At 61.5% G+C, this 13,885-nt stretch carries 10 protein-coding genes; 6 read left to right on the top strand and 4 right to left on the bottom strand.

The window, feature by feature from the left end:
* The first annotated feature begins 20 nt into the window (after positions 1–20).
* The 6 genes from AUL38_RS17880 (at position 21) to AUL38_RS07805 (ending at position 7,919) form a co-directional block, all read left to right on the top strand.
* Positions 21–146 (top strand): hypothetical protein, encoded by a 126-nt coding sequence (locus tag AUL38_RS17880; protein ID WP_255355606.1) that lies wholly within the window; start codon positions 21–23, stop codon positions 144–146.
* 114 nt (positions 147–260) lie between these two features.
* Positions 261–1,346, top strand: coding sequence for an S-(hydroxymethyl)mycothiol dehydrogenase (locus tag AUL38_RS07825; RefSeq protein WP_059060815.1), 1,086 nt, complete (start codon positions 261–263; stop codon positions 1,344–1,346).
* Positions 1,343–1,969 (top strand): MBL fold metallo-hydrolase, encoded by a 627-nt coding sequence (locus AUL38_RS07820; RefSeq protein WP_059060814.1) that lies wholly within the window; start codon positions 1,343–1,345, stop codon positions 1,967–1,969. The genes AUL38_RS07825 and AUL38_RS07820 overlap by 4 nt, the downstream gene beginning before the upstream one ends.
* A gap of 436 nt (positions 1,970–2,405) precedes the next feature.
* A complete protein-coding gene (locus AUL38_RS07815; RefSeq protein WP_153006518.1) occupies positions 2,406–5,324 on the top strand; it encodes an Ig-like domain-containing protein in 2,919 nt (972 codons plus the stop codon).
* An 89-nt stretch (positions 5,325–5,413) separates the two neighbouring features.
* Positions 5,414–6,898: a SpaH/EbpB family LPXTG-anchored major pilin gene (locus tag AUL38_RS07810; protein WP_161937421.1), complete on the top strand. Its 1,485-nt coding sequence runs from the start codon at positions 5,414–5,416 to the stop codon at positions 6,896–6,898.
* Between the two features lie 184 nt (positions 6,899–7,082).
* On the top strand, positions 7,083–7,919 hold the full coding sequence (locus AUL38_RS07805; RefSeq protein WP_201023713.1) for a class C sortase: 837 nt from the start codon (positions 7,083–7,085) through the stop codon (positions 7,917–7,919).
* A gap of 165 nt (positions 7,920–8,084) precedes the next feature.
* Here the strand turns inward: AUL38_RS07805 and AUL38_RS07800 are convergent, their stop codons facing one another.
* The 4 genes from AUL38_RS07800 to AUL38_RS07785 form a co-directional block, all read right to left on the bottom strand.
* Entirely contained in the window at positions 8,085–9,548 is a 1,464-nt protein-coding gene (locus tag AUL38_RS07800) for a LuxR family transcriptional regulator (RefSeq protein WP_059060807.1), read from the bottom strand.
* Positions 9,549–10,608: 1,060 nt separating this feature from the next.
* Positions 10,609–12,033 (bottom strand): type I glutamate--ammonia ligase, encoded by a 1,425-nt coding sequence (gene glnA / locus AUL38_RS07795; protein WP_059060804.1) that lies wholly within the window; start codon positions 12,031–12,033, stop codon positions 10,609–10,611.
* 166 nt (positions 12,034–12,199) lie between these two features.
* Positions 12,200–12,616: an RDD family protein gene (locus AUL38_RS07790; protein ID WP_059060801.1), complete on the bottom strand. Its 417-nt coding sequence runs from the start codon at positions 12,614–12,616 to the stop codon at positions 12,200–12,202.
* An 11-nt stretch (positions 12,617–12,627) separates the two neighbouring features.
* Positions 12,628–13,317, bottom strand: coding sequence for a DUF4191 domain-containing protein (locus AUL38_RS07785; RefSeq protein WP_059060800.1), 690 nt, complete (start codon positions 13,315–13,317; stop codon positions 12,628–12,630).
* Positions 13,318–13,885: the final 568 nt, after the last annotated feature.

Below are 13,885 nucleotides of genomic sequence, written 5' to 3'. Positions count from 1 at the left end.
GCTGAACGGCTGTCGTCCATTTGGAGCCTGCTCTAGCCAGCGCCGGGCGCTCGGCGTACCCTGACAGCATGAACTATCTCGCAACGATGCTTGAATCGATCTTCGCTGGCGAGGATCTCGAATTCGAAGACGACATCGACTCCTAGAGACGCCGCGCCAGGCCGAATGCTCACGGCTCGCGCTGCGTAAACCCGATAGCCTGGCCACAGGCCGATGGCGGTGCGATCCGCCCTCGGTGTCTCCAGCAGAAAGGTGGACTCGTGGCGTATCGAGTGCAGGGAGTGGTTGTGCGCGAAAAGCACGCACCCGCGACCGTAGAAACGATTATTGTTCCCGAACCCGGGCCCGGTGAGGTCGTCGTCGACGTGCTCACCTGTGGCGTGTGCCATACCGACTATCACTACCAACAGGGCGGAATAAACGACGACTTCCCGTTCCTCCTCGGTCACGAGTCGACCGCTCGCGTGGCAGTTGTCGGCGAGGGCGTCACCGAGGTCGCTGTTGGTGACCGGGTGATCCTCAACTGGCGAGCCGTGTGCGGCGAGTGTCGCGCGTGCGCGAAGGGGCAGGCGCAGTACTGTTTCGCGACGCACAACGCTACCCAGAAGATGACCCTCGAAGACGGCACGGAGCTCTCGGCTGCGCTCGGCATCGGATCGTTCGCTGAGAAGACCCTCGTCGCCGCAGGCCAGTGCACGAAGATCGATGAGGAGTCGGACGCGGCGGCAGTCGGCCTCCTCGGATGCGGCATCATGGCAGGGATCGGCGCGTCTATCAACACGGGTGACGTGCAGCGCGGCGAGTCCGTCGCGGTCATCGGCTGCGGCGGTGTCGGCACCGCGGCGATCGCTGGCGCACAGCTCGCGGGAGCGACGACGATCATCGCCGTCGACATCGACGACGCAAAGCTCGAGCAGGCGAAGCACTTCGGCGCGACGCACACGGTGAACTCGAAGCACACCGACGCGGTCGAAGCGATCCAGGCCCTCACCGGCGGGTTCGGTGCGGACGTTGTCGTTGACGCTGTCGGTCGGCCCGAGACCTACACGCAGGCGTTCTACGCGCGCGATCTCGCTGGCCGCGTGGTGCTCGTCGGCGTGCCGACACCCGAGATGATGCTCGAGTTGCCGTTGCTCGACGTGTTTGGCCGCGGTGGATCGCTGAAGTCGTCGTGGTACGGCGACTGCCTGCCGAGCCGCGACTTCCAGATGCTCATCGATCAGGCGAAGCTCGGACGACTCGATCTCGAAGGATTTGTGACCGAGCGCATCAAGCTCGACGAAGTTGAAGCAGCCTTCGCCAAGATGGCGACGGGCAACGTACTGAGATCGGTGGTGGTGTTGTGAACGCGCGCGTTGAGAACCTGGTGACGAGCGGCACATTCTCGCTCGACGGCGGAACCTGGGATGTCGACAATAACGTGTGGATCGTCGGGGACGACTCCGAGGTGATCGTGATCGATCCCGCGCACGATCCCGAGGCGATCAAGGCGGCGGTGGGGGATCGCAAGACCCTCGCGGTGCTGCTCACGCACGGCCACGACGACCACATTCGCGCTGCCGTGGAGACCGCGGAACTATTGGGCGCACCGATCCATCTGCACCCCGCAGACCGGATGCTCTGGGACACGGTGTACTCGGAGGCCCCCGACGCTGACATCGCTGACGGCGATGTGTTCACCGTTGCTGGTGTCGATCTCACCGCGAAGCACACTCCGGGGCACTCGCCGGGATCCAGCTGCTTTGTCGCGCCTGCGCTTGGTGCGGTGTTTTCGGGAGATACCCTGTTTCAAGGCGGCCCGGGTGCGACAGGACGCTCCTTCAGCAGCTTCGAGACGATTATTGAGTCGATTCGCGCGTCGCTGCTGACGCTGCCAAGTGACACGGTGGTGTACACCGGGCACGGGGGAGCAACAACCATCGGAGCAGAGGCGCCCCACCTCGCTGACTGGATTGCACGCGGACACTGAGTGACGCTGTCACTGGCAAGTCTCGTCATTGGATCGACACAGTGGACTAAAAGTGGTTGAAATGGAGCAGGCGTAGGCCGCTCACTCGCGAAGGCAACATAGTCTCAGCGGAGTGCGCGGCACGGCATCCCCCAAGAATCGTGCCGCGCGCTAGCTTCAACGGTTCCGCCCCCATCCCCAAAACGGACCCGATTGATGCAGGCGGGAAGGTAAGCGTCGACTGACGCCGGCCTTCCCGCCATTTTATTTTTCGACTGTGCGAGACATAGCGTCGCCAACGAGGCGATATTTACGCCGAACGGTTGAAAAACGGTCGAAGGATGTTGCTTCTAGCAATTTTCCGGCACATCATCAGCTTGGCTTAACCCTGATGAGAGCGCTCTTGCAGCTGTGTTCAAAGCACAGCGGCGCTCGTACCGGGGAAGGCGGAGTGATTGTGGTGCGGAAATTGACGCCAACTCATGCGGTGCAGCCGATGGGCGCAAAGAAGTCAGGCATCGGGCGCGCGTTGCCCAGGTGGCTCGGAATGACCGTAGCCGCAGCTATCGCTGTTGCTGCCCTTATCGCGCCGGCCCCCAATGCGCTTGAGACCCCGGCCCAAGCGGCGCCGGTAGCGGCGCCTGAGGTGACCTTTTTTCACGGATACAACGCGAAGATTGACGATCTCATCGATGAGCTTCGACTTTCGCTCGTTCTGAAAGTACCCCGCGGATACGTTGACGAGCAGACCCTCGAGCTGAAACCCGTTGACGGTAAGTACCTCCGTGTCGGATACGACCATTACGGTGGCGAATCCAGCGGAACTCTCGGGTACCTCGACAACCGGTACATCAATACTTCAGGTGCAGCCGGGGCGCTGAGCTGGGCGAAGAATGTGGATCAGTACTTCACCATTCACAAAGTGATCCCCGCCGGTGACAACGACTTCCTCGTGATGTCAATTGAGGGCGACATGAACTTCCGAGATAATCTCACCGTCAACAACGTTGTGGATGGACGCAGGACCACGGGGCCCGTGTTCTTTAGCTTTGAACGGGGTGCGCCCGGGAGTGGTGCGGCCTGGATGCGCGGTGCGCCCCTGACCACCTACAACGTGGAGTACAACATCTATAGCGCGCGTTCCGGCGCAGTCTCCGGCCCCATCGTGCAGGTGCTCTGGGACAACCAGTACAGCTTGTGGTCACGCGGCCAGGCGAACTGGGCGATGGTGTTGGACTACGATTTGGCACTCGGAAACTCTGCTGGAATCAACAGGCCGGGAAGCGTCCCAGAGGGCGTGGTGCCCGCAAACTCGGTAGGCGTGCACCTCGTCAACCCGGCGTTCAACACAGCCGCAAGAGGCCCGGCGAACTCTGTTACGAAGAGCTTCTGGTACGCCTGGGTGCACGAGGACGGCCGGTTAGTCAAAGAAATCAATACTGGCCCGATCCGGGTCGATGGCATGACGCCGAACAGCAACGTCTGGCCCGCAGGATCGACCGGAGCCCGCATGGCCAAGAACGAGGACACCGGCGGAAGCCGGCCTACGCTCGCCTATACCGATGATGCCGGCGCGCAGGGCCTGAACGGCGGGAGGGTATCACGGTCCGGCGAAATCGATTTCCGAGGATTGCAGGATCGAGGCACGGGCTATTACCGGCTGCTGGCATGGCCCGAGACGAGTAACCCGACCTCTGTGACGACTGCAGCCGCGGGTAAAGAACGAGTATTTGCGGCGGGTGACCTGTTTGACGGCGCGGGACGCATGACTGCGCTCGCTGAGGACCAGAAGTGGACCGCAGGCTCCGCATATTACAAATACACCATCGACCGTCCGACCGCCCCGTTGATCGAGTTGCCCGCAGACGGGTCTTACACCACCGTGAACAATGAGGTTGTGATTAGTGGAACCGGCGAGCCCGGCCGTTCCATCTCCTTGAAGTTCCGCCAGGGCGACAAGATCACCAACACGAGTGACCCTGCGCTGCTCACCATCGTGGATGGTGACCGCAACTGTGTGGCGAGCGGAGGGTGCGAGGTTGTCGTAGACAGCAGCGGCAAATGGAGCTACACCTACAAGCCGCGCACACCGCTAGCAGACGGGCGCTACACGGTGGTCGCATTGCAGACAGAGCAAGATTCGCGGTTCAACCTGACAAGTGACCCGTCGAACCCGAACAATGCGGCGCAGCCGACCGCTTGGGGTGTGTCATTCACTGTGGACACCGTTGTACCGAATGCTCCAGTGTTGACCTGTCCGGTGTCGCCCACACAGGACACACAGCCGACGTTGCGTGGCAGCGGGGTCGAGCCTGGTGCTGTTGTCACCGTACACCAGCGTAATCTCTCGACGGAGCCGCCGACGGACACCAGCCACACTGCCAGCGTGAGCGGGCCGATCTGGGAGTACACCCCCGATGCGGAACTGCCGAACGGCAAGTACCAGTTCTGGGCCACGCAGCAAGATTCTGCGGGCAACACTTCCCCTGCTTCGAGCCCCAAGTGCGAAGTTCAGGTCTCTACGTCGGTCCCCACGCTCGGCGAGAAGGTCGTGCAAGACGTGAGGTACCCCGCGCCGGAGCTTGCTCCAGTTGGGGCGGAGAACTGGGAGATCACCGCTACTGAGGGAACGACCACCGAGGTCATCAGCGACCCGTCACAGCCAATCGAGCTCGACCGAGACAAGACCTATGTGATCGGTGAGCGTCTGCGGGCAATGCCCGAGCCATCGGCCGACGCCTACACGCTGCAGGGAAAACCTGAGTGCCTTGACGGAAATGGTGTCAATCTGCCGGTGGGCATGTTCAACCCGACGACGTCCCAGCTCACCGTCTCGGCGACCGCTGACGTTACCGCGCCGATCACGTGCAGCCTGACGAACCAGGCCAGCCAGGTCTCCTATGTAACGCAGCGGCTCGGTGGTCAGACTGCAGTTGCCCCGGCCGGGTGGAAGCTTTCGGGGACCTCCACAGAAGGCGACTCGTTCTCGTTGCTTCCGGAGGAACAGAGCGTCGTCGCGAAGCCTGCATCGTTTGAGCTGAGCGCAGCATTGCCAACGGGTCTGGCACTTGTGGGCATCCAAAAGCTGGACCTCGCATCTGCCGGTTGCGCGCCTCATGCTGTCTCCCCACTGTCGGCACCACAAAGCTGCTGGATCGAGACTGAGCCATCGGGCACCTTGGTAGCGCAAGGCACTCATGAGGTGTTTCGCCTGGTAGCCGGTGCTCCTGTTGATATGCCGACGCTGCCACTGACTGGCGGGCTTGGTAGCTGGCAGTTCCTTGGCGCAGGTGGCATCGCCCTCGCGCTGGCTGCGCTCGGTCAGTGGCGTCGTCGACACCTGATGAACGCACGTCGCCGCACCGCCACAGCCTGAGCACTCGCCCGCACGTTCCGCCCAACTTCAGGGACCAAAAGGTAACCCTGGACCTACACCCAACACATGAATGGCCGAAAGGAAACACATTGACTATTCAGACAACACGTCGCCCTCGTGGCGTCGCCCTCATTGGCGGCGCCGCCCTGATACTTGGAAGCATGGGCTTGATGGCAAGCCCCGCGCTTGCAGCTCCGGGAGATCCTGCGATGACTTCGGGGTCCCTCAGCGTGTACAAGCTTGAGCAGCCAGACGGCAATATTGGCCCGAACGACGGTTCACCTATCACGGGTCACGGCGCACTTCCCCTCGTCGCGGGATTCAACGTTTGCGAGATCTCCGGATTTGACCTTGCTGATTCAGCGAACTGGCTGCGCCTCAAGGACCTCAGCGTAACACTGGCAACTGATCCCACTGATACACCAGAGGTCACCGAGAACGGCTCAGCGCTCACGCTCGGCACCTGTGCCGGCGAACAGATGACTGACGCGTCAACTGGCGGCACGACCTTCGCTCTTGATGCGGATCGGGCCTATGTCGTGTGGGAAAGTACGCTGGCGGAAAACGCCCTCGCACCCGCGCAACCGACAATCGTCACTGTGCCGTTCCCGGGTAACGGGGCCGCAGGAAGCGCGGACTGGAACTACGAGCCGCACATCTACCCGAAGAACACGCTGCTTGGCTCTGGCGCCACGAAGGACGGCGAGATCGTCGGCGATAAGGTGAGCTTCGACATCACGATGCCCATCAAGGCGCTTGCACCGGGCGAGACGTATAGCGAATATACCCTCACCGACGCGCTGAGCTCCGGGCTTGCCTACACTGGCGGCACGGTCCAGTTGTTCTCGAAGACGAACGCTGAGGTGTCGCTCGTAGCTGGCACCGACTACACGCTGACCTCTCCGCAGTCACCCGCGACCGGTGGCAATACGGTAGTCCTGAGCTTTCAGGCCGCTGGCCTAGCAAAGCTCGACAGCAACATTGGTGGCAAGCTGCTGCTGAACGTTCAGGCCGATGCGATTGCCTCTGGCGACACCTCGAACTCGGTCGACGTAACCGTGAACGGTAAGACCGGCAAGGGCCCCGAAGTTATCGATCCCGAAAAGTTCTGGGCAGGTGCACACCTTTTGAAGCAAGCACGCAACAAGGGTGCTGCAGCTGAGGTCGCGCTTGCAGGTGCAGAGTTCTCTATTCTGACTGCGCCCGCTGGCACCACAACTTGCCCGACTGTTCAGGACCCGGCAGAGAACGTCGTGTTTGCTGGCCAGACCTCGCGTGCAGATGGCACCACCCCGAACATGGTGCTCGCAGAGGGAGACTACTGCGTCTACGAGACAAAGGTACCTGCTGGCTACAAGGGCCTCGAAGGCGGCATGGCATTTAAGGTGAGCGGTGCTGATGCTGAGCTCGTCGTGCTCAACACTCAGATTGGTGCAGACGAGGGGGATCTCCCGAACCTGCCTCTCACCGGTGCCGCTGGCAGCGTGTTGATGTTCGCAGGTGGAGCTGCCCTGCTCGTGCTCGGTGCGACCCTTGTGATCGTGCGTGCGCGTAAGGGAAAGATCTCTGCATAGTGTGACACGGATGCACACGTAGGCACACGTGTGCTCCATCCCGCGAGGGATCTGTCGCCCCGGTGTGCTGCTGCTCAATGAGCGGCAGCACACCGGGGTATTGCACACCCGAGCACCTGGCGTGCGTCTGCTCAGCAGAACCGCCAGGTTTCAGAACCATCTTCACCGAGAGGCGCACTCCACAATGGAGCCAACACGTAACGACGGGATTACGTCGCTCGTCGACAATCACCGGACGACTCAGTCTGGGGCCCATGCTGCCCCAGAAAAACACTGGCGTTTTGGCGGTCTGAACCTGATGATCGCGCTTTCGTTACTGCTCGGGCTTGGGCTCCTTGGCTACCCGCACGGAGCAGCGTGGATCTCACAATTTAACCAATCCAATATCGTGTTTGATCAGGCGCTGGCGAATTCGCAACGCGCTGCCGGAGAGCTCGAACAAATGCTCAGTGATGCTGCAGAGTACAACGACCTCCTCCAGTCAGGCGCGTTGTTCGAGGGCGGCCAAAATGTTGCCGAGGGGACAGGGGTACCGGGCGGACTACATGATTACTGGACCACGTTGAGTGCTTCTCCCACTGGGACGATGGCTAGGCTGCGCATACCAGTCATCGATCTTGACTTGCCGGTCTACCATGGCACAAGCGACGCGACGCTGTTAAAAGGAATTGGGCATCTGCAAGGAACGTCCCTGCCTGTTGGTGGCGAGGGTACTCGATCAGTGCTGACCGGCCATCGGGGGCTTGCTAACGCAGAAATGTTCACACGCCTTGACGAAGTCAATGAGGGTGACACCTTCAACGTCGAAGTGCTAGGGACGGTCTTCACGTACCGGGTGACTCAGGTGCAAGTCGTCGATCCCGACAAGACTGAGGAGATTCGACCCGTCGTGGGCAAAGACCTCATGACGCTTGTGACATGTACGCCACTCGGCCTGAACACCCACCGGATTCTGGTGACCGGAGAGCGCATGACCCCGACCCCTCGGCTGATCTGGACGCCGCTGGGTCCCGGCCGCTAGTGCCAGGCTTTCCTTGGTGGATCGTGGTGCTCGCAGCAGGTGTAGGCGCGGTGTCCGTGTGGTATTGGCGCTCTGGAAGGACGGCTGGCGAGCCATCGGGAGAGCACGACAAGCAGTAATTCCTAGGTCTTCAAGACCAGCTCCGGGCTTGTCTGCCCTGGGAAACTACGCCGCGGGTGTTTCCCCATAGATGGTGTAAAAGCCGCTCTGCTCGAGCCGCTCCACCGCCTCCTCGCGGGTGTGTGCCCCGAGTTTCTTCGCGACTGCGTTCGCCTGTGACTTCACTGTGCTCGGCGACACGTGCAAATCTGCCGCTAACTCCGCGTAGCTCTTGTCTCCGCGCAACTGGATCGCGATGATGCGTTCCCTCGGAGACAGGCTGGGGAGCGGAAAAGATGGCGTGATGAACTTGGGCAGCCGCCGGATGTCGTGCTGGAGCTTGCCGAGGCGAGGAAGTAGTCGGGGCTGTTCCGCGAAGATTCGCACCCCCAGCGACAACAGATCTCTCGTGGGCAACATTATGAGGCCCAGCTGCGGGCTTACGCTCTCCACAAAATCCAATGCGTCGACCCCGTCTGTCGCGGCTTCCTCGGGATTGCCCAGACGCATGTTTGCGATGGCGCGGCGCAGCAGGGTAGCTGGCATCATCCACCGGCTATGCGTTGCGCGCTCACGCATGCAGCCATCGGTTACCTGAAGCGCTGCCCGATAGTCGCCCAAGAGGATGAACGCAGAGGCGCGTACGACGTCGAAGCACACGTAGTGATCGTGCAAGGCTGGGACGTCATGCAGCAACGCGAGCGCCTGCGCGGGAGTGCCGCGCTGGATGAGCACAATTGCCTCGATTGCGAGTGCACACATGCGTATGAATGACGGACCAGTGGGTAGATCGCTGCCGTGCGCGACGATTGCCGAGCCCGCGAGCGTCCCAGTGACATCCCCATCTGCGAACAACGCCAAGGCTTGGATGAGGTGGACGAGCGACAGCGCTGTCGGTTCGCGTTCCGGGAGACGAGTGGTGGCATCACGAAGCAACCGAATTCGTGCTCCATCCATGCTGGTGAACGCGATGACGATCTCGGCGATCGCATCCATGAACTCGACTTGATCACTGGGCCATCCCTGCTGGGTTTTGAGGCGTGCGACTCTGTCGAGAAAACTCTGCGCAGTCCGGTGATCGCCGTCGATTGCGTGGGCGGCAGCGCAGATTCCGTAAGTCCGTAACTCCCATTCCGGGGATGCGCCCTCCTCAACGGACTCGAGAAGTCGGTGTGCGTGCAAGACCGCCTTCGTGGAGTATCCGGTGGCGAGGTAAGCTTCTGCAAGTGCGGCCTCCAGCGCGTGGAACTCACTCGCCGGATCAGGAGTGAGCAGCCTGTTGAACCCGCGTTCAGCGGTGACCTCTGCCAGCTCGAATGCTGCGATGTTGTCGTCCGCGCGTATTCGCGCCATCAGCATGCCCGCGAGCAGGAGCTTCCGTTGCGGGTGCGCCAGCCGCCGCACGTCAGCGAAAGACAGCGTACGCAGCAGCTCGAGCTCACGAAGCCCGGGTTGCTCGCTATTGCGGAGCGAGGAGTCTACGAGCACGTGAGCTGCCTCAAACAGTGAATCCGAGTATGCCTCGAGCATTCTTCCCCCCAAACGTAGTGCGACACGGCCCCCAGATCCCACCGTGCTTGGTATGTTGCCCTCAATTATTGAGCCTGAGAAGGATACATAGCTAGCTAAAAGTTTCAGCAGTGCCTGGGATTGGCGTCGCTCCGCGCTGTGAGTGCGTATAGGAACAAGAGAACTAACAGAGGTGCAGCAGAACTCCCCACAGTGTACTCCGCCCCAAAACCACGGAAATCGGGCAAATAATGAGTACGGCCAGGGCTTTGTGTGTGTGTTCGTTCGCCATTTTCGATGCAACAGAGAGCCAGGGAAGCCCCGGCCAAGGGCATGGCCCGCGACGTTCGGGCGAGTGCAACGGGGCTGAGTCTCGCCCGCTCAGCACCGTGTCAGCCGGAACGCGACGCGACAAGGAAGAACGGAAGCACGGGCGCGTAGGTAAACAACACCGAACGTTCCCCGCGAGTGCCGAGCCGGATCGCCCGCTACTCAGCGAGGCACTGGAATGTCGGAATCGGGGAGAACGCGACCGCACGAAGCCGAGCACCGGTGGGGAATCCCCGGGCGGAGTGCATGCTGCTGGCGCTGAAATTGGCTCAGGCATTGGTCAACACGGGGTTGCCCGCTGTGTGGGGGTGCGTAGAGTGGATTGCCGAGCACAGGACGGTGGACCTCGACGGGGTGCAGCGGGAGCGCGTGCCCTCGGGTAGTCGCTATAGCGCCGGCGGCACCCTCCTCACATCGGAGCGAGAATCACGGCCGTGCGGACGTGTGCTGAGCTCAATACGTCTGCGAAGCTACCGGCCAAAACCTACAATCAGTTGGAGCCGATGAGTCATCGATGAAGGATCTTTATCGCCATCGGAGGCACGGCGTGGGCAGGTGCACACGTCCTGATCCCATGCTGCACGACCGGAAGAATTGGTTCTGTCGAAGCGGGCAGCCGCCACCACTTTGACGATACCATTCCGCGTTCGGAAGAAAACCAATTTGGACGCAAATTCAACCGTGCTCGTCGTTGAGCAGTCGTTGCGGGAACCGCGTTCGGTGGGCGGGGCAGCCCCGCCCACCGAACTGGCTATACGCCGTAGTAGAGCTCGAACTCGTACGGATGCGGGCGAATTGCCATGGGCAAGATCTCCGTCTCGTGCTTCAGCGAGATCCAGGTCTGGATGAGTTCCTCGGTGAAGACGCCCCCCTCGAGGAGGTAGGCGTGATCCGCTTCGAGCGCGGCGAGTGCCTCGGCGAGCGAGCCGGGAACCTGCGGGATGTTCGCCGCTTCCTCAGGAGGAAGCTCGTACAGGTCCTTATCGATGGGCTCGCCGGGCTCAATGCGGTTCCGAATCCCGTCAATGCCGGCCATGAGCTGCGCAGCGAAGGCGAGGTACGGGTTACCTGACGCGTCCGGTGCACGGAACTCGATGCGCTTCGCCTTCGGGTTTGACCCCGTGAGCGGGATGCGGATCGCGGCAGAGCGGTTGCCCGCCGAGTACGCGAGGTTGACCGGAGCTTCGTAGCCCTTGACGAGACGACGGTAGCTGTTAATTGTCGGGTTGGTGAACGCGAGCAGTGAAGGTGCGTGCTTGAGAACGCCACCAATGAACCAGCGCGCCATGTCAGACAGACCGGCATACCCGTTCTCGTCGTAGAACAGCGGCTCGCCGTTCGCCCACAACGACATGTGGGTGTGCATGCCTGAACCATTATCGCCAAAGACAGGCTTGGGCATAAAGGTCGCGGACTTGCCCCAAAGCTCTGCAGTGTTCTTCACGATGTACTTGAACTTCAGTACGTCGTCGGCTGCCGACACCATGGTGTCAAACCGGTAGTTAATCTCTGCCTGACCCGGAGCGCCGACCTCGTGGTGGGCACGTTCCAGGTGCAACCCGGCCTCGATCAGGCGCATCGAGATATCGTCACGCAGATCAGCCTGCTTGTCGACGGGGGAGACGGGGAAGTAGCCGCCCTTTTCGGAAGTAGTGTTGCCGAGATTGCCGCCCTCGTACTTCGTCGCAGAGTTCCAGTGTGCCTCCTCCGAATCAATCTCGTAGAACGTACGACGCGGGGTCGTCTCGTAGCGGACAGAATCTAGGATGTAGAACTCCGCTTCCGGGGCAAAAAAGGCGGTATCCGCAATGCCAGTGGCGACGAGGAACTGCTCGGCCTTCTTCGCCACCTGCCGCGGGTCCTTCGAGTAGATCTCACCGGTGCGGGGGTTGTAGATGTCGAACACCATGATCAGTGTGCGCTCCGCACGGAACTGGTCGATGTAGGCGGTCGTGACATCGGGGATGAGCTGCATGTCGGACTCTGCGATCGTCGCGAAGCCGCGGATCGAGGAGGCGTCGAACATCTGCCCGACCTCGAAGAAGTCGAGGTCTACCGTGCTCGCCGGGATATTGAAGTGCTGCTGCACGCCGGGGAGGTCGGTGAACCGAATGTCGAGAAACTTGACATCGGTTTCGCGGATATAGTCGATGACTTCCTGGGGAGTCTTGAACATGGGATCCTCACTTTTCGGTGCGGCAGGCTGCCGCTTCGTAGGTCAAGCCTATGCTTCCAGCATTTCGAGCGCATGGAAGCACTGTTTCAGGCGTGTTACGTCTTGCGGCGCGTGGAACTACGCTGTCACCGTTGACATCGTCTGTTCGTATCATCCCGTGGTCGCGCTACGCGCGAATCAACACCGTCCCAGCAATCTTGTCGTGGAAGCCGCGCTGGTCAGAGTCCCACACGAGAGCGGGGACAACAAGCGCGACGAGTACGCTGCGAACGATCGGGCGCCAGATACCCACCCAGCCGCCAGCGATGGGCACGACGTGGAGTCCGACAATTCGATGCCCAAGTGAGCCACCGATCGTTGGAATAAAGATCATCTGCAGCACAGCGAAGAACAGGAGGTGCCACCACATCGCGTTCGGCGTGTCGAGCAGCACGTATGCCGGAATCGACGCGAGTGCCCAGTCGATGCAGACCGCAAGCAGCCTACGACCGACGCGTGCTACTGAGCGGGGCCCGTCTTCTGGAAGGCCAAGCCGCTCGCCGGGAAAATCGCTCGGGGCGAGATCGCCAAACTTTTGCGACATGTCGAGACGGCTTAGCGCGGGCGCTGTGCGCGAACGCGGTTGGGGTCGATGCCCTTCGGGATGCCGACCGGGCTCTGCTGCAGCGAAGACAGACGGTTGTAGACCGCTGCGATCTCGTTCCGGTTGAGCGAACGCTTCAGCTTCTGCAGTTCCTTGGAGAGCTTCGGCAACGCAACGGCTCCCTCATCGGGTCCAACATACAAGTGCGAGATCGGGACGTTCGAGATAGCGCGCTTGAGCTTGCGCTCTTCGTCCTGTGCGATGCGCTGTGTGCGCTGGCGCGAGCCCTCGGAGATGAGCACAACGCCGCCTCGGCCGATGACGCGGTAGACGGCATCCTGCTGACGAGTCATGGCTACCGGGACCTCTGAGCCACGCCAGCTGCGGCGGAGCGCGCTCTGCACGATCGCGCCGACGGCGCCCGGGCGGCCCTCGATCTGGCTGTACGCGACGGCCTCAGCGCGTCGGCCAAGCACAATCATGGCGATGAGGAGGCCAGCGAGAACGCCGGTGAGCGGCCACAGGATCCAGCTGAACCAGTTGCCAGGCAGTAGCCAAGCAAGGAGCGCTGCTACGACGACCGGGCCGAGAAATGAGAGCAGCATGAGCGGGGTCAACAAGCGATCATGTTTGCGGGTGTTGTGATACACCTGCACCATCTGCTTGATGCGACCCGGGGACTTCTGCTTCGCCTCTGCCATACCTTCCATCGTACCGCGTCCGCGGGGCTCAGATGACAAACCGGGCAGCGTTCGCGGTGAGCGGAGCGAAACGGAGCGGAGTGGACGCGGCGCGTGGGGTATCTGTACCGGCCCGGTGAAGGTTCCTTCACAGGCCCGCGACAAGGGTGAAATCGGGTTCTGGCGGTTCACGCAGTGTGCACAACCGTGCATCCGGCCTGAGAACGCGAAGTATGTGTGCATGCGCCAGAACATCACGAACCATCGGCACAGCCAGCAGTCAAGGTTCAACGCCGCAGAACTCGCGTACTCCCTACTCGCGGTCTGCGGTGTGGCGCGAACCGCTCGGTTGCAGGGCGCGTGCCTGGGGAGCGCTTTGCTCAGTCGAATCTCCCTGGCCTTTGATGGTGGGGGAAGATACGCCAGACACAGTCCCGGTTCCCGTGAGCTGCGTGTGGTTGAGCGCAGCCCCAGGAGTCGGCGCCAAGCCTATGGAGATCTAGCGCACGCCGTCGAACACGCCCGCCACGGGCATGATCGCTACTGTGTGGCGTTGGGCGTGTCTGAGGCCGAGCTTGCATCCCTTGCA

The organism is Leucobacter sp. G161, from assembly GCF_001482305.1.
Classification (GTDB): domain Bacteria; phylum Actinomycetota; class Actinomycetes; order Actinomycetales; family Microbacteriaceae; genus Leucobacter.
The sequence above is the reverse complement of the archived record's forward strand: the minus strand, read 5'-3'. Positions and strand labels throughout refer to the sequence as shown.

What these genes read in the sequence shown, in the direction of transcription:
- glnA (WP_059060804.1), bottom strand. Translation starts at nt 12,033, where the DNA reads ATGTTCAAGACTCCCCAGGAAGTCATCGACTATATCCGCGAAACCGAT.
- AUL38_RS07790 (WP_059060801.1), bottom strand. Translation starts at nt 12,616, where the DNA reads ATGTCGCAAAAGTTTGGCGATCTCGCCCCGAGCGATTTTCCCGGCGAG.
- AUL38_RS07785 (WP_059060800.1), bottom strand. Translation starts at nt 13,317, where the DNA reads ATGGCAGAGGCGAAGCAGAAGTCCCCGGGTCGCATCAAGCAGATGGTG.
- AUL38_RS07800 (WP_059060807.1), bottom strand. Translation starts at nt 9,548, where the DNA reads ATGCTCGAGGCATACTCGGATTCACTGTTTGAGGCAGCTCACGTGCTC.
- AUL38_RS07805 (WP_201023713.1), top strand. Translation starts at nt 7,083, where the DNA reads ATGGAGCCAACACGTAACGACGGGATTACGTCGCTCGTCGACAATCAC.